At 71.4% G+C, this 16935-nt stretch carries 14 protein-coding genes and 1 pseudogene; all 15 read left to right on the top strand.

Annotated elements, in window-relative coordinates:
• Positions 1–264 precede the first annotated feature (264 nt).
• The 15 genes and pseudogenes from ACH4S7_RS31880 (at position 265) to ACH4S7_RS31810 (ending at position 16765) form a co-directional block, all read left to right on the top strand.
• Positions 265–648, top strand: a complete 384-nt coding sequence (locus tag ACH4S7_RS31880) for a hypothetical protein (RefSeq protein WP_398524839.1) — start codon at positions 265–267, stop codon at positions 646–648.
• Between the two features lie 16 nt (positions 649–664).
• The gene (gene tap, locus ACH4S7_RS31875) at positions 665–2824 is read left to right on the top strand and encodes a telomere-associated protein Tap (RefSeq protein ID WP_398524838.1); all 2160 of its coding nucleotides are present in this window, start codon (positions 665–667) and stop codon (positions 2822–2824) included.
• A gap of 9 nt (positions 2825–2833) precedes the next feature.
• Entirely contained in the window at positions 2834–3394 is a 561-nt protein-coding gene (tpg, locus tag ACH4S7_RS31870; RefSeq protein WP_398524837.1) for a telomere-protecting terminal protein Tpg, read from the top strand.
• Between the two features lie 83 nt (positions 3395–3477).
• Complete coding sequence (locus ACH4S7_RS31865) at positions 3478–3654, top strand: hypothetical protein (RefSeq protein WP_398524836.1); 177 nt, start codon at positions 3478–3480, stop codon at positions 3652–3654.
• A 3-nt stretch (positions 3655–3657) separates the two neighbouring features.
• The gene (locus ACH4S7_RS31860) at positions 3658–4470 is read left to right on the top strand and encodes a hypothetical protein (RefSeq protein WP_398524835.1); all 813 of its coding nucleotides are present in this window, start codon (positions 3658–3660) and stop codon (positions 4468–4470) included.
• A 171-nt stretch (positions 4471–4641) separates the two neighbouring features.
• Positions 4642–4965 carry a hypothetical protein gene (locus ACH4S7_RS31855; RefSeq protein ID WP_398524834.1) on the top strand — a complete coding sequence of 108 codons (324 nt, stop codon included), beginning with the start codon at positions 4642–4644 and terminating at the stop codon, positions 4963–4965.
• Positions 4966–5026: 61 nt separating this feature from the next.
• On the top strand, positions 5027–5251 hold the full coding sequence (locus tag ACH4S7_RS31850; protein ID WP_398524833.1) for a hypothetical protein: 225 nt from the start codon (positions 5027–5029) through the stop codon (positions 5249–5251).
• Positions 5252–5351: 100 nt separating this feature from the next.
• Positions 5352–5825: pseudogene (locus ACH4S7_RS31845) on the top strand (transposase); the annotation flags it as partial.
• 1315 nt (positions 5826–7140) lie between these two features.
• Positions 7141–8577, top strand: a complete 1437-nt coding sequence (locus ACH4S7_RS31840) for a beta-propeller fold lactonase family protein (protein WP_398524832.1) — start codon at positions 7141–7143, stop codon at positions 8575–8577.
• A 1656-nt stretch (positions 8578–10233) separates the two neighbouring features.
• Complete coding sequence (locus tag ACH4S7_RS31835) at positions 10234–10467, top strand: hypothetical protein (RefSeq protein WP_398524831.1); 234 nt, start codon at positions 10234–10236, stop codon at positions 10465–10467.
• Positions 10468–11501: 1034 nt separating this feature from the next.
• Positions 11502–13694, top strand: coding sequence for an IPT/TIG domain-containing protein (locus ACH4S7_RS31830; protein ID WP_398524830.1), 2193 nt, complete (start codon positions 11502–11504; stop codon positions 13692–13694).
• Between the two features lie 342 nt (positions 13695–14036).
• Entirely contained in the window at positions 14037–14264 is a 228-nt protein-coding gene (locus tag ACH4S7_RS31825) for a hypothetical protein (RefSeq protein ID WP_398524829.1), read from the top strand.
• Positions 14265–15039: 775 nt separating this feature from the next.
• Positions 15040–15240: a hypothetical protein gene (locus ACH4S7_RS31820; RefSeq protein WP_398524828.1), complete on the top strand. Its 201-nt coding sequence runs from the start codon at positions 15040–15042 to the stop codon at positions 15238–15240.
• 57 nt (positions 15241–15297) lie between these two features.
• On the top strand, positions 15298–15468 hold the full coding sequence (locus ACH4S7_RS31815) for a hypothetical protein (protein ID WP_398524827.1): 171 nt from the start codon (positions 15298–15300) through the stop codon (positions 15466–15468).
• Positions 15469–15961: 493 nt separating this feature from the next.
• Positions 15962–16765 carry a replication-relaxation family protein gene (locus ACH4S7_RS31810; protein ID WP_398524826.1) on the top strand — a complete coding sequence of 268 codons (804 nt, stop codon included), beginning with the start codon at positions 15962–15964 and terminating at the stop codon, positions 16763–16765.
• Positions 16766–16935: the final 170 nt, after the last annotated feature.

The following is a 16935-nucleotide window of genomic DNA, read 5'->3' as shown; positions in this document are numbered from 1 at the left end:
GGTCGATTGCGCCACTGCCACCAGCGCATCCTCACCACCCGCACCGCGGTGCGGGCGCTGCATCCGTCGGCTGGGACGGCGGGGGAGTCCTGGGCGGGCAGAGGGCACCGGTGACCGGCTGCTGCGGGGCGCCGGCCTGTGCCGGGCCGCGGCCCGGCCGGCATCCTGTGCCTGTCACGGATCTCCGGGACTGCGTGTCAGCCCCCTAGCTTCAATAAAACAATGGATCGTTGTTCCATTGTCAGGGTGCGGTAGGGTGGTCTCATGCCGCGAGACTCCCGCCAGCAGGCCCGTGAACGACTGTCCGCACTGGCCCCCGCACCCGCCGGCGACACCACAGCCGCGCGCCGGTTGGAGCGGGACGCGTCCCTGATCGGGCAGATGCTGGCCGCCACCGGCGAGCAGGGCGATGACGGACAGGCTCCGGGCGGGGCGCCCGCCGATGTCGGCGCCGCACTGGTCCTGTTCGAGGGTATGCGAGAGCAGCTGGACCGGCTGGAGACCCAGGTGGTCATCGAGGCCCGGCGCCGCGGCATGGACTGGCGGCAGATCGCCCGGCACCAGGGCCTGAACTCCTCCCAGGCCGCATCCCAGCGCTACCAGCGGCTGATGACCCGCCTCGAAGAAATCCGCCAAGGCATCCGCTGAAGGAGCGCAGCAGAAGATGACGGACCAGCCGCAGGAATTGTTCACCGCGGTCGACTCGCTGCTCGCAGCCGTCGACGGCGGCACCGTGCTGCCCGTTCCGGCCGAGCGGGTCCGGCTGCGTGCGGCGGCCGGGCTGACCCAGGCCGCCGTCGCCCAGGCTCTCGGGGTACGCGTGCCGAGCATCCAGGCGTGGGAGGAAGGCCGCGCGGAGCCGAAGGGAGAGCGCCTTGAGGCCTACCGCAGGCTGCTCGACGGCCTTGACCAGCGCTACCCCGCGCCGGCTCCGTCAACCGTCGATGTGCCCACGGCCTCCTCACCGCCGCCCCGGCAAGGGCTTGCATCAGCGGACGCCGAGCCTGCGGGCACCGCCGGACCACCGTCGGTGTCAGGGCGCTCGGTGGTGAAGAGGCCCGAGGCGAAGAACACCGCCCTCCCGGCCGCCGGCGACCCGCGGTTCGCCAACGGCCCGCTCGCGGTCGTCGATGTCGGCGCCGACGGGCGGGTGCTGGCGTACTGCACCGGCGGCCTGGTCCTGGACGTGCCCGCGAAGTCCCTGCCGTCGCTGGTGGACTGGACCCTTCAGGAGGCGAAACTGGGGGCGCCGAAGCTGTCCGGTCCCGGTAAGAGCGCCGATCCGCTGCTCGTGCTCACCGAGACCGCGCTGGAGCGGTACGGCCTCCCCGTCTCGCTCACCGAAAAGGAGCGGACCGCCGGGCGGATCCCGGAGGGACACAAAGTCATCAAACAGCTGGCCCGGGCGGAATGGAAGCTGACCAAGCGCGGTTTCGGCCCGTGGGCGCGGATCTACCGCCCCGCGACCGGATCGGAGCGAGCCTGCGTCCAGTTGTGCATCCCGTCGTGGAACGCACTGGACACCCGCCACTGGGGTACAGCCGGGCAGCTCCCGCCCGCGGAACTCGCCCGGATCCTGGGCGTGTACGCGGCCCGGGTGATGACGCCGCGCGGCTCCACCGCGGTGACCGGCCTGGAACTGATGACCGCCCTCCACCCGCCGACCCGCGCCTCCGCCCCGGACACCGACGGGCGCCGGCACTCCGAGCACAACCCCGGCTCCCTGGGGAAGGACCCGGTCGACCCGGCGCCCTGCGAGGCCCCCGACGGCCACCCGGTTCTCAAGGACCTGCCCCGGTTCCACATCCGAGGCCCCGGGGAGAAGCTGTTTGAGGAGGCGTACGACTGGGCGCGGCCGATGACCGACGACGAGTGCACCCTGCGCCACCTCGTCGGTATCGACGTCAACATGGCCTTCGCCGCCGGAGCCAACGGCCTGATCGTCGGCCTCGGCGCGCCCACCCACGTCACGAACCCCGTCTTCGACCCCAAGCTGCCCGGCTCGTGGCTGGTCGACCTCTCGCACGTCGACCTGTCGAAGGTGAAGGCCGGCAAGGAGTGGGTGGCACTGGACGGCAGTCTGCTGCCCAGCCCGTTCACACCGAAGGGCGAGCGCCCAACCGGCCCGGCCTGGTACGCGACGCCCACCGTCGCCTACGCCCAGGAACTCGGCTACGAGGTTCGGCCCACCGAGGCATGGGTGCGGTACGAGAACGGCCGTTACCTGGACGGCTGGTACAACCGGCTCCGCGACGCCTACCTCGCCACGATGGCCGATCTCGGCATCGGCGCCAGCCAGTCCCCGGCCGACTTCCTGGCGGGGATGGACGGCCACCGCACCCGTGACCTGGAGCTGGCGATCGTCGTCTCCGCCATCAAGGCGACAGTGAAGGGTGGCCTGGGCAAGCTCCGCGAACGCCCGCGGGGGGAGGGCTGGCGGCCGGGGGAGCCGTGGCGGGCGCTGTCCCGCCCGACGTGGCGGCCGGACATCCGCGCGGCCGTCATCGCCCGCACCCGGATCAACCTCCACCGCAAAATCGTCAAACACGCGGCGTTCACCGGCCAGTACCCGATCGCGATCCTGTCCGACTGCGTCGTCTACCCGGCCCACGGACCCTCGCCGCTGGACTTCCTCCCCTACCGCGACGGCACGCCACTGCCCGGCGGCTTCAAACTCGGCATCAACCCCGGCCTGGTCAAACACGAAGGAACCCAGCCTCTCCTGTGGGGCGAGGAGGTCCGCGAACGGTTCGACGCCCCGGACCTCAACCTCGCCCGCTACATCAAGGACGGCACTGTCACCGACACCGACAACGGCGAGTAGGGGAAAGCGATGAGCAGCGAGTTCGGCGACGGGCTCGACACCGCGGTGCACAAGGCGTTCACCCGCCCCGCACCCAGGACCGCGGGCGCCCGCATGCGATACCTGGTCAAGCAGCACAGGAGCACAAGAACGGTCGCCCAACTGCTCGGAGTCTCCCAGCGCACCGTCGAACGCTACGTGAAAGGCCAGATCAAAAAACCCCGCCCCGAACTCGCCGCCCGCATGGAACGCGAAGTGAAGGCCCGCTGGCAGCCCCAGATCAAGGCCAAAGCCCGCAAGAAAGCAGCCACCACCGACGGCATCGTCATCAACATCCACGCCCGCATGGGCTACCAGGCACCCATCGGATCCACGGACGAGGACCGCATCAGACACCTCACCATCGCCCTGCCCCCGCAACACACCGCCCGCCTCTTCGACGCCAAGGAACAGGGCGCCGACGAGGCTCGGCTCAAGGAGATCACCGCCGAGGCGCTCAAAGAGATGTACTTCCAGGACGACGGCCGCCGCGCCGGCTCCCTCGAAGAAGTACGAATCAATGACGTGATCCATCTGGAATTCGAGCTGTAGATTCCGACCGGTGAGTGGGATCACCCCGCCCATTCGACTGCAGCCGCCTGCTCAAGTCCCATCCGGTGGCCTGCTCCCACGCCATGGCCGTGAACGAGACGGTGATCGCGATGCTGCGCCCGAAGCCGGACCTGAAGCTCCTCACCGGCGAGCCGGCCGAAGCGGTCGACGCGGCCCGGGCCGTCGCCGGCGCGCCCCCGGGGGTCGGGACCATCGGCTCGTACTGGACCGAGATACCGCTGCTCATCACCGGGACGTGAAACGTGCCTGGGAAGGGCGGCGCGCAGGCCGACATCGTGCTGACCGCTCCGCAGGCCGGGGTGCCGCTGCTGTTCATCGAGACCGACAACTGCCACGAGACCGCCGAGGAGCTCGCGGCGAAGCTGGAGAAGTACGCCCGCTTCTTCCGCAAGCAGGCCAAGGACTCAGCCGGCAGCCAATTCCCGCTGTGGCGCACCCGCTGGCCGGTCTCCGCGGGCCAGGACGAGCACCCGCCTGTCCTGATCGTGTTCAACCACATCGGCGCCCGGGATCCCAACCGGACGATCGTGCGTCTTGCCGAGCTGACCCGGCACCTGTGGGCGGGGGAGCGGGACCCTGACGGCGGCGGCCACCACTTCGACGACGGGAAGATCCCGATGGTGGCGACCGGCCTGCGCAACCTCCGCGAGCACGGCCCAGCCGGGCCATGCTTCCGGCGTTTCGGCCGCCCCGCGCACCAGACCTTCCTCGACGCGATCGGCAACCCCCGCCTCGACGCCGCCCTCGCCCGCGCATGCCAGGAGCAAGAGGCCCGGCAGGAGGAGTACCAGGCCCAGCTGCGGGAGATTCGGGAACGTCACGCCGAACGCGAGGCCCACCGTCCGGCCTGCGACGGCTGTGGGGCGAGGTTCACCGATGCCCGCTGGAAGGCGGCTGAGGCGCATCCGACACCGCCCCCGGGGTGGCACCCGGGGCTGTGCGAGGGGTGCGAGGCGGCGGCGGTCGAGAAGGAGCGCCAGGAGCGGGAGCCGCCGCCCGCCCAGGTCGCCTCAGACGCGCGGAAGACGGACTGGCTCTCCCGTTTCTGCACCTGACCCCAGGGGCGGCCCCACCTGGCGGCCAGGAGCAGCCGCTTCTCTGTGGCTGTGGTATCAGCGCCGCCCCGGGGCGATCATTTTCACCGGCCGCGTCGTTGAAGAGGGCATGGGACTTAAGTTCCCGGGCCGCGCCCGGAGTCGAGCAGCGGGCCGAGCTGGCGGTCGAGAGTGCTTGTCATCTGGCTGACGCGGGTCACCCCCACGTCCTGGAGCACGGGCGCGGCGGAGGATGCCCTGTACGCGATCGACGTCCTGGCCGCGGCCCTCTCCCAGATCAGTCCGGAGACCGCGCAGGCCCTCGCTGCGGTGGTGGCGGTCACCACCGACGCGCGCCGCCGGCTCGGTCTCCCCACCGACCCCGAACCCGTCGGGGAGCCGGCCGTGCCCCGGCCGCGTACTGGACAGCAGACCACCCCCGGTACCCCGCCCCGGCCCCGGCCGAGACGGCGCGGCCTCGGGCCCGGATACCGGGGCATCGGCACAGGGTTCTGAACCCGCCCGCTGGCGCTGCCGCGTGCTGCGCCCGGGGCGGGGTGCGCGCACGCTGGAGGGTGTGGAGAGTGCGCCGATCACCGTGCACCGGCCGTCGCCGTCGGGCGGTCGGCGGGTGAGTGTGCACCGGCACGGCCGGGACGAGATCCTGGGCCTGGCGTTCTCCGATACGGATCTCCAGGTCTTTCTGGAAACCGCAGGCATCACCGACCCGGAACCGATCCTCGACGATCCCGCCTGGGTGGAGTGGCGCGGCGCTGGCGCGCACCGCTGGAGCGCCGACTGATGTCAGCCGCGCCCCCTTTGGAGGACGCTCCCGTTCACGGTGCACAGGCGGTGCGGTGTTTGCGCCCGGGCGCCGATCCTCTGGTGGGTTGGGTACAGCCTCGCTCGCGGCGGTTCACGACCAGCGCCGGGCACTGGAAGCCCAGATCAGCACCCTGCTGGAGGCCCACCCTCTTCACCCGGTCCTGACCTCGATGCCGGGAGTCGGCGTCAGGACCGCCGCCGTCCTGCTGGTCACCGTCGGCGACGGCACCGGCTTCCCCAGCGCCGCCCACCTCGCCCCCTACGCCGGCCTTGCCCCGAGGACGAAGCCTTCGGGGACCTCGATCCACGGCGAACACGCACCCCGGGGCGGAAACCGGCAGCTCAAACGCGCCATGTTCCTCTCCGCCTTCGCCTGCATGAACGCAGACCCGGCCTCACGCACCTACTACGACCGGCAAAGGGCCCGCGGCAAAACCCACACCCAGGCTCTCCTGCGACTCGCACGCCAACGCATCAGCGTCCTGTTCGCCATGCTCCGCGACGGAACCCTCTACGAGTCCGGAACTCCCACCGTCACCCTCGCCGCCTGAACACCCCAAACAGCCACACACTCGGCACCACAACCTTGACCAAGGACACAGAGCCACCCCCCCCGCTGCGGGGGAGTGGCTGGCCGGCCACGCCGCCGAGCTCGCCCCGGCTGGCCCTTACGTGCTGGGCGCGCTGCTGCGCCCGGCAGACGACGAGTGAGGCGGCCACCGCCAGGACGGCCGCCTCGCTCCGGGACGTCGGCAGCCCCTCCCGGAGGAGGTCGCCTATCCGGTCCCAGCGCAGATGCTGGACGGGGTCGCCGTGGTACGGAGAGCGGAGGCGCAAGCGGAAGGTTACGTCAGCAACAATCCACCCAGGTCCCAGGTGACGGTCAGCATCACCACCAAGGACGCTAAGTCGAATGGATGAAGGCCGGGCGTTCAGGGCTTCAAGATCATCCCATCGCCCCTTTGTCCCGTATCTCGGTCACACCCCAGGTATGCTGCCCCGCAGGCGGCCACGACCGCCGACCGCTGAAGGGGCCTTCCGCTCACGCCGGAGACCTCGTTGGTAGGCCAAGCCGTCCTTCGACGCATCGTGCACCAGAACCATGCCTGCCTTCAGAGCGGCGTGGTGCGTGGGGCGCGCTACGGGAGAGGCGAGGGTGCGATGGAACCGATTCCCTTCCTGCGCGCCGGAGGCTCGCCTGGCTGATCCGACCCGCCGGTCCGGCGCCGGTTCTCCCGGCAGTACCCAGGCGGCCGGCCGAACCTGTGGCACTCCGCGCGGGGCCGTCGCCCACGGTGAAGTACGGGGCATCCCGGCATCCGGTGCCCGGTGCGATGCCGTGTATTCTCCACGCCCGCACGATGCGCACGGGCAGCGCAGACCGACGAATTGAACACATGATCGGATGATCATCCGTTCGGATGGTTGTGTCGGTGGTTGCGATCGGACCGGTGCGGGAGGCACCACAGTGATCAGCGGGTGCCATGCCGATGGCGCAGGGGGGTGGGTGGCGGTGGTACGTCGCCCGAGGTTCGCCGGGGCGGGACGAGGCGGCTCCCGGAGCCAGGGGTCTCCATGGGCCTCTGCTCCCGGACCGGATGTCCCGGGACTCCCGGTGGTGGCGGCCCGCGCCGACTGCCTGGGAAAGAGAAGGCGTATGGATGGCGGCCCGCCCGAGAACATCGCCCCGGCCGACGACTACGAGCCTCTCCGCACACGAATCGGCCCGAATCAAGGCCGCGCGTCCTGCCGGCACCAGGCCACACCACCGTCCGACCCACTTCCACGACACCACCACACGGGCCACCGGCCGGCCACATGGCCATGTGCTCCCACGCCGGAGCCCGGTGGGAGAGGAATCCCTGTATGAGCCTGTCCACCACATCCGTTCGGCCCGGCAAGCGGCCCGGCCGCCGGTTCCTCGTGATCGCCGCCTCCTGCGGCCTGACCATGGCCTCGCCGACCGCCATGTCCCCCGCCGCGCACTCCGCCCCCGCAGCCCCCGCCGCACTCGCGGCACGTACCGCTGCTGAAGCACCGCTCGCCTATGTGACGAACTACAGCAACGACACGGTCTCCGTGATCGACACCGCCACCAACACCGTCGCGTCCACCCTCCCGGTCGGCGACGGCCCCAAAGGCGTGGCCGCCTCCCCGGACGGCGCCCGCCTCTACGTGAGCAACGGGAACGCCGGCTCCGTCACCGTGACCGACACCTCGACCGGAACGGTCACCGCGACCATCCCCGTCGGCAACGGCGCCAATGGCATCGCCGTCTCACCCGACGGAACCCGCGCCTACGTCGTCAACAGCGCCCTCGAGCGCCTGACGGTGATCGACACCGCGGCCAACACCGTGACCGCGACCATCACGGTCGGCAGTGCCCCGCAGGACGTGGCCGTCTCCCCGGACGGCAGCCGCGCCTACGTCACCAACTACAACGCCCGCTCCGTATCGGTGATCGACACCGCCACGAACACCGTGACCGCCACCATCAACGCCGGCGGATTCCCCCAGAGCGTCACCGTCACCCCCGACGGCACCCGCGCCTATCTCACCCGCCCGTTTTCCAACTCCGTCGCGGTGATCAACACGGCCACCAACACGGTGTCCGCCAACATCCCCCTCACCGACGGCCCCTACGACGTCGCCGCCTCCCCGGACGGCGCGCGCGTCTACGTCTCCCGGGGCCAGGGCGCCACCATCGCCACGATCGACACCGCGACGAACACCGTGACTGCCACCACCGCAGCCGGAAACACCCCCAGGGGAGTGGCCGTCACCCCCGACGGCGGCCACGTCTACACCGCCAACGGCAACTCGGCCACCGTCTCCGTGATCGACACCAGCACCCACACCACCACCGGCATCCCCGTGGGCACGACCCCCGTCGACATCGCGATCGCCGAGCGCCCCACCGCCGACCTCGGCGTGGAACTGACCGCCACACCCCGCCCCGGCCTGCTCAACGGCCGCATCGACTACACCCTGACCCTCACCAACCACGGACCCCGCACCCTCGCCTCCGCCACCGTCACCCTCGACCTGCCCAGTCCCACCGGTGCGACCAGCCCCGACTGCACCCTCACCACCGGCAAGGCCACCTGCACCGCCACCGGTCTCACCCCCGGCACAAGCGTCACCCGCCGGATCACCGTGCCCGTCGCCGTCCTCAGCCTCGGCACCCCCTACACCGTCACCGCCACCCGCACCGCCGGCACACCCACCGATCCCAACCCCGCCAACGACAGCGCATCCCGCACCTGCACCGCCACCACCGCACTCCTCATCAACTGCACCTGACACCCCCGCACCCCCCGCTGCGACAGGGCCGGACACCGGCCCATCACCGGCCGTTCCTCCCCGCACCCGGGAGGAACGGCCGGCCCCGTCAGACCTGCCCCCGGTTCCCCTCCCGTCGGCGCCCCGGAGCGATGAGACCCTCGCTTGCGGTTCCCCACAGACCCGTACCCACCAGAGAGCCGGCCGTGACCGCGCCTCGCACCAGACAGCCGACCGCCCCTCGATAGCCGTCCCGGCTGGGACAGCGCGGTCCCGGTCCCGGACACCGAGGCATCGGCCGACCTGCGCCGCCAGGGGCACGGGCACGAGCAGCAGCCCGGCCACGACCACGGCCAGAATCAGCGCGGGGGCGTCCAGCCGTGACGGCCGGGACCGCCGCCACGTCCGGTACTGCTGCCGGGAGGCGGGAGACCGCCCGGCCGGACGGGGACCGAAGTCACCGCGCCGGCTGTCGGGACGTGGCCGGGTGCCTGCCCCCGCAGCCGTGCGGGAGGGGCGAGGGTGCGGTGGAACCCATCTCCCGTTGAGCGTTGGAGACCCGCATGGCTGATCCGACCCCGCCCCGCGTCACACCGGAGTACTTGCAACTGCTCGCCGAACATCTGAGCGGCGGATCGAGCGCCTGGAGGAGCTCGCGGGCGCCGCCCGGCTGCGTGCCGCGCTGTACCCGGCGCCGGAACCGTCCCCAGCCGGTCGCCCGCGCCGGTTCTCCCGGCAGTACCTCGGCGGCCGGCCGAACCCGTGGCGCACCATGCGCCCGCGCCGCCGGCGGTGAAGTACAGGGGTGTCCCGGCATCCTGTGCCCGCGGTGACGATGCTGTGCACCCGCCTCCGCACCGTGCCGGCGATGTCGTGCACTCGCTCGGGTGCGCACGATGCACCGCACCGAGCCCATCCGGTGCACGCGCCGGCAATGCCGAGCACTCTCCACGTCCGCACGATGCGCACCACGATGCCCGCAGGAGAGAACTCTGGCCCGGCTCCGTTCCACCCGTCGTGCAGACGGAGGGTGATGGTGCATTGGATGGCGTGTACTCGATGGGTACCCCTTGACCAGCGGTGCCCTCCGGGCACCACTCCGTCCACCGGGTGGAATGCAACCCTTGACCAGCGACGGGATTTCGGTGATTCCCCTTGACCACGCTCGCCGGTATCGCGGCGATGCCCTGCACCGGCCCGCGGTGCACGCCGGGGGAGGGGAGATCTCTCCGTCCGGCTTGTGCCGCGCATCGTGACCGTGCGTAGCGTCGGTGCGTGATGCGGGGATGCCGTGCATTCGCGCATCACGGTGGACAGCACCGGGTGGGAGTGCGCGGCATCGTGTTCACCGGCCGGCCGGGGATGCGGATGCCATGGTGGGGGACACCGGGGCCGTGGTATCCACTCGGTGCGCGGCATCCGGTGGGGGAGTGCGGTGCATCGTGTCCCGCGCATCGCCCCCTGGGGCGCCCGCATTGTGCACTGGTGCGCACCGGCATCCGGATGAACACCGGCAGCGGTGCTCCGTCCGGGCCCGCTCCCTTTTCCCGGTCCCGGGCGGGGATAGCGGGGGTTCCGTGCTCCTGACGGGTGGGTGGGCACAACTGCGCCGGTTCGGGGGGAAGTTGCTGTGCAGAGGGCTGTCCCGCTCGGCCGGTGCGCTCATAGAGTGATGCCGTGCTGGATGTTCTGGTGGTGCTGCTCCTGTTCGCTCTGCTGATCATGGTGCTCCTGGGCATCAGGCTGCTGCGGGGCCCCGGTCGGATGGCCTGGCCATGGCGGGTCCTCTATCTCGTCCTGCTCGCCGGTCTGCTGGTCGCGATCGTCACCTCTGTCCGGGCGAGCTTCGCGGAGTGCGACACCCGGCCGGAGAGGTGCGAGGGGACGCCGCCCGGGGAGCGGGGTTTCTGAGGGGCGTCTGATGATGCGGGGAGGCGGGCGGTGAGCCGGAAGCACTCCACCCCGCTCACGGATCGGGGTTTTGCGGCCTGGCGGCCGGCCCCGGTTCCGCGCTCCCGCTTTGTGGGACAGACCCCGGCACAGAAGGCCGCGAAGGCGGCTCGGGCCAGGCAGCCGAAGAAGGCGGTGCCATTGCCGCGGCGCGCTCCGGGCCTTCTTCCTGGGAACTTGCCCGGAGTGCGGGAAACCGTACGCACCGGGCGAGGTGATTCGGAAAGTCGGCGACGGCTGGTCGGCCCAGTGCGGCCGAGCGCGCCTTCATCCGCAACAAGGCCGCCTTCGAGAATGGCGACACCTTCCGCTCGCAGGAGCCGTCCGACTGGGCTCGTCCCCGTCCAGCCACCGCGCCACTCGCTGACCCCTGCACCGCGCGCCCTGCCCTGCCCGGGCAGCCCCCCGGGCAGGAGAGCTCCCACTTCCCGACCCGGGGACTGCCAGTCTGTGCCCGCTCAGACGGCGGTCGCCCCGTACGGGACGCCGGCGTTGCCGCTGGCTTCAGGGGTCGAGGAGCCGACGGTGCATGGTGGGGATGGCGGTGAGGCGTGAGGGAGCCGATGGCGGTCTCGACTGGACGGTGTCGGTGGACTTCACCGTTGTCTGTGCTCGCCAGGTGGTGGTCCGCTGTGGTGAGTTCGCCGATCGTGCTTTCGGATGTTCCCGCGTGCGGTGGGCTGAGTGCGAGGGTCCGCTTGGCCGTTGCCGTTCATGGCTGGATGTATGGGGCCCGATGTCGTATTCATGCCGTTCGGTCCTCAAGCCCCAAATGACTTGCTAGCTTTTTCATGGTTCCCGCACCGCACGTGGCGGGTGATGCGGTGATGCCGCGTCACTGTCGTGTGCCGGTGGTGGGTGCTGCACGAGATGCAGGGCCGTCGGTGGTCCAGAGATGTCTGGAGCCGGCGGGTAGTCGTGCCGCGCTCTGATGGAGCCGACCCCACCCGGGGGCCTGCCAGGCGCGGCGCATGCCTCGGGAAGAGGGTTCCCTCATGTTTCACTCCACCACGCGTCACGGACCGCTCCGTGACAGGGCGCGCAGAGTGCTGGCGGCGGTGGTCGCCGCTCTCCTCGCGATCGTCGGTCTCGGCGCGGCCGCGCCGGCCGGGGCCGCTGCGGCGCTGGCCGCGCCGGTGACGCACCAGTTCGTGTATGTCACCAACGGCAGCGGCAACTCGGTCACCGCCTACGACACCGTGACCGGTACGACCGCGGCCACCATTGCGGTCACGTCCCCCATCAGCCTGGTCGCCTCAGCGGACGGGACCACCGCCTACGTCACCAGGTACAGCGGCGGCGTCGCGGTGATCGACACCGGCACCAACACGGTGACCGGCACCATCACCGCGGGAACCAACCCCTTCGGGGCGGCCCTCTCCCCGGACGGTTCCTCGCTGTATGTCACCAACGCCGGTTCCAACACGGTCTCGGTCATCAGCACGGCCACGCAGACGGTGACCGCCACCATCCCGGTCGGCATCGCTCCGGGGGCCGTCGCGTTCAGCCCCGGCGGGGCCACCGCCTACGTCGCGAACAACGGCAACACCACCAACGCCGGTGGCATGACGGTGATCGACACCGCCACCAACACGGTGACCGCCACCGTCAGCGCCGGCGGCCGTCCCGTCGACGTGGCCGTGTCCACCGACGGCACCCAGGCCTATCTGCTGCAGAACTCAGGCGGCAAGGTGGCGGTGATCAGCACCGCGACGAACACGGTGACCAGCACCGTCACCATCGGCGGCAACCTCAACGGCATGGCCCTGAGCCCCAGTGGTGCCGACTTGTACATCGCCAACGCCCCGGGCAACTCCGTCGTGGTGCTCTCCACCGCCACCAACACCGTCACCGCGACCATCGCGGTGGGCGCCGGCCCCAACCGGGTGGCCTTCACCCCGGACGGCTCCACCGCCTACGTCGCGAACAACGGCACCAACACGGTGTCCGTCGTGGACACCGCCACCAACACCGCCACCGGAACCATCACGGTCGGCTCCCGTCCGGCCGGCCTGGCCGTGGTGAACGTGCCGCAGCCGGCGGTCACCTCGATCAGCCCGGCCTCGGGCCCTGCCGCGGGCGGAACCGCGGTCGACATCACCGGAACCAACCTCACCGGCGCCACCGCCGTGAAGTTCGGGACCGCCGCCGCGACGTCCTTCACCGTCAACAGCGACACCTCGATCACCGCCACCGCACCGGCGGGCGCACCCGGCACCGTGCACATCACCGTCACCAAGTCCGCCGGCACCAGCGCCACCACACCCGCCGACCAATACACCTACCTCGACCCCGGCGCCGATCTGACGGTCACGGTGACGGACTCCGCCGACCCGGCGCCGCTGGGCAGCACCTTCACCGACACCGTGACGGTGACCAACAACGGGCCGAACGCCGCGACGGGCACCACAACCGCCGTCACCCTGTCCGGAACCCCGGCCGGCATCCTGTCCGCCACCACCTCACAGGGCTCGTGCACCATCGCAGCCCCCACCGTCTCCTGCACCCTGGGAAACCTGGCATCGGGCGCGAGCGCCACCATCACCCTCACCCTCTCGCCGACCGCCACCGGCACGGTCACCGCCACCGCCACGGTCGACGCCACCCAGCCCGACCCCGCACCCGGCAACGACACCGCAACACAGAACACGACCGTCGACAACGCCCTCGGGTGCACGATCACCGGCACCAACGGCAACGACACCCTGACGGGCACCAACAGTGCCGACGTCATCTGCGGCCTGGGCGGCAACGACACCATCAACGCGGGCAACAACAACGACACCGTCCACGCGGGCGGCGGCGACGACACCATCGACGGCGGCAACGGCAACGACACCATCCGGGGCGGCGACGGCAACGACGGCATGGGCGGCGGCAACGGCGACGACCACCTTCACGGCGAAGCCGGCAACGACACCAACGACGGCGAAACCCTCATCGGCTCGCTCCTGCACCTGTTCGACAACGGCGCCGACCACATCTACGGCGGCCCCGGCAACGACACCCTCGACGGCCAGAACGGCAACGACGTCCTGCTCGACCACGACGGCACCGACGACATGAGCGGCGGCCTCGGCAACGACAGCATCGACGTCCAGGACGGCGTCGCCGGCGACACCGCCAACGGCAACCTCGGCAACGACACCTGCGCCGCCGACACCGGCGACACCACCACCAGCTGCTGACCCCACCGCCTCCACCGCACCGACCCCGGGGCCGGGCCGCCACCAAGCGCCCCGGCCTCCCGGGCCCGGCCGCCGAACCCCCGACGGACGCCCGCCGCCGCCGGGGGCACGAGCATCCGCAGCAGCCCGGCCACGGCCAGAACCAGGGCCGGGGTGGTGTGCAGCCGTGACGACCGGGACTCCGGCGGTACTGCTGCCGGGCGGCGGGAGACCGCCCGACGGGACAGGGGCCGAAGTCACCGCGCCGCCTCCCGGGACGCGACCAGCCGCCCGCCCCCGCAGCCATCCGGGAGGGGCGAGGGTACGGGGAACCGATTCCCTTCCTGAGCGCCGGAGGCTCGCATGGCTGGTCCGACCCCGCCCCGTGTCACAGCGGAGTACCTGAAGCAGCTCGCCGAGGACTTGGACCGGCGTATCGAGCGCCTGGAGGAGCTCGCCGACGCGTCCCGGCTGCGCTGGGCGCTGTACCTGGCGCCGGAACCGCCCCCGGTCCGCCGCCGGTTCTCCCGGCAGTACCCCGGCGGCCGGCCGAACCCGCGGCGCACCATGCGCCCGCGCCGCCGGCGGTGACGTACGAGGACATCCCGGCATCGGGTGCGCGCGGTGACGATGCCGTGCACCCGTCCCGTACCGTGTCGGCGATGCCGTGCACTCGCTCGGGTGGGCACGATGCACCCAACCGGGCCCATCCGGTGCACGCGCCGGCGGTGCTGAGCACTCTCCTCGCCCGCACGATGCGCACCACGATGCTGGCGAGAGGGAACTCCGCCCTCGGTTCCGCTCCACCCTCCGTGCATACGGAGGGTGATGGCGCACCGGATGTCGTGCACTCGACGGGTACCCCTTGACCAGCGGTGCCTTCTGGGCACCGCTGCGTCCATCGCGTGGAATGCAACCCTTGACCAGGTACGAGATTCCGGTGATTCCCCTTGACCACGCTCGGCATCGCGGCATCGCGGCAGCGATGCCGTGCACCGGCGGGCGATGCACTCCGGATCCGGCCGGGGGAGGGGAGATCTCTCCGTCCGGTCCGTGCCGCGCATCGTGACCGTGGGTAGCGCTGGTGCGTGATGCGGGGATGTCGTGCACTCGCGCATCAGGGTGGACACCACTGGGGGAGTGCACGGACATCGTGTTCACCGGCCGGTCGGGGATGTGGATGCCATGGGGGTGTCCACTGGGGCCCCGGCATCCATCCGGTGCGCGGCATCCGGTGGGGGAGTGCGGTGCATCGGGTCCCGCGCATCGCCCCCGGGGGCGCGCCGCATCGTGCACCGGTGCGCCACCGGCATCCGGATGAACACCCGCACCGGTGCACCGTCCGGCGCCTCTACGCTCCCGCGTTGTGGGACAGACCCCGGCACAGAAGGCCGCCAAGGCGGCACGCGGGCAGCAGCCGAAGAAGCGGCCCGGCAAGGCGCAGCGCGAGGCGATCAAGCGGGCGCAGGCGGCGAAGAAGAACGCGGGCGGCGGGAAGCCGGCCGCGAAGAAGACGGCGGCCAAGAAGACGGTGCCGCTGCCGCGCGGGTTGCTGCGGGCCGCGTAAGGCGGCACCTGCCCGGCCTGCTTCAAGGACTACGGCAAGGGCGAGGTCATCACGAAGGTGACCGAGGGCTGGGGACATCCCGGCTGCGCCCCTCGGAAGCTGTCGGCGGCGGAGCGGGAGTTCGCCCGGAACAAGGCCCGGATCGAGGCCGGGGAGACGTTCCGGGGCCAGAAGCCCTCGGACTGGCGGCTCGGCTCCTCGCCGTCCAGCACCCGGCCCGCCCGCTGAACTCCGTTCCTGCGGTGTGGTGTCGGTCACGGACATTCCGGTCGGTCAAGGGGCAGTCAAGGGGTAAATCGGACACCCGTTGTCGGTGATGGCCAGACGGCGGTCAAGGGGGTGTTCCTCACGGTGGCCCCGGCCCGTGCGCACTTCTGTGTGCGGGCCGGACCTGTCACCGATCCGGCCTTGATGGCCGGGGAACCGCGAGAACACGATGACCACCACCCCCACTTTGCACACCCCGTCGGGCCTGTCCGGCACCGCCGCGACAGCGAGCCCCACGGTGAGCCCTGTTGCGGGCCCCGCACCCAGCACCGCAGCCCCGGGCCGCCATCTCGCCGTTGTTGCTGGTCAATCCCCTTGCCCGCCCGTTCCGGCCGGTTGCAACTCCTCTTCTCCCGTTACTGATGTACGTGGAGAAGCGTCCCGGCCCCGGAGGAAAGCGGCGGCGAGGGCCGGCGCGGACATCCGGGGCGAGGTCCTGCTCACCCTCGCCCGGTTGCGCCTGGCCGCACCCCTCCAGCTCAAGACGCTGCTCCTGCCGCACCAGAAGAGCACCGACAACATCCGCCTGGCGCTGCGGAACCTGCGGGGGGAGTCCCCGTCTCTGGCCGGCCGGTCCCACCGCGCCCAGCAGAGCTACTGGTACTGCACCCCGGCCGGTCTCGCCGAAGCCGCGGCTTCCGGTGAGCTTGCTTCGACGGCTGGCCGGACCACCGGGAAGCGCATCGCCGCCAGCAAGACGGGCCTGCGTGAGCACGGTCTCGCCCTCGTCGACACCGTCATCGCCTTCCACCAGGCTGAGGCGGCCGACCACGCCGACTGGCAACTTGAGGTGGCTCACCCGACCCCGGCCGGGAACCTCGTGCCCGACGGCGTGGTGCTCCTGGCCGACGGCTCCAGCGCGTTCGTGGAAATCGACCGCACCATGTCCTACCCGCGGCTGATCGAAAAGCTGGAACGCTACGACGCCTACCGCACCGCACCCGCTGCCGGACGGGGGAACGCCGCCCGCCCGCCGCGCTCCCACTGGCAGGAGACCTACGCCGGACCGGACCTGGAGCGGCCCTTCCCCACGCTGCTGTTCGTCTTCGCCCCCGCGCCGAACAGGGCGGCACCGGAAACACGGGAGGCCGCCTTCCACGCCCGCGCCCGCCACACCGGGGGAGTCGGCTACCGGATCACCGTGGCGACCACGACCCTGGCCCTCCTGACCAGTGACGGGGCTGGCCGCTCGGTGTGGCGGGCCGTTGGCCATGGCGAGGAACGGCGCGCGCTGGCGGCGCTTCCGAAGGCCCAGTGAGTACGGCGGGCCCGGCCGCGCGGCCGGGCCCGCCCCCTTGCGGGAGACTGACGACTTCTGTTCTGTGCCAGGGCACCCGGACGGGCCGCTGATCCGCGCCACGGTGGGGTGCTGAACCCCGGGCTTGCCGCGCGGTGGTTCCCGCGACGCTGGAGTACGGGTAGCCCGGC

The sequence above is a fragment of the Streptomyces sp. NPDC020965 genome (assembly GCF_044333555.1).
Taxonomy (GTDB): domain Bacteria; phylum Actinomycetota; class Actinomycetes; order Streptomycetales; family Streptomycetaceae; genus Streptomyces.
The sequence above is the reverse complement of the archived record's forward strand: the minus strand, read 5'-3'. Positions and strand labels throughout refer to the sequence as shown.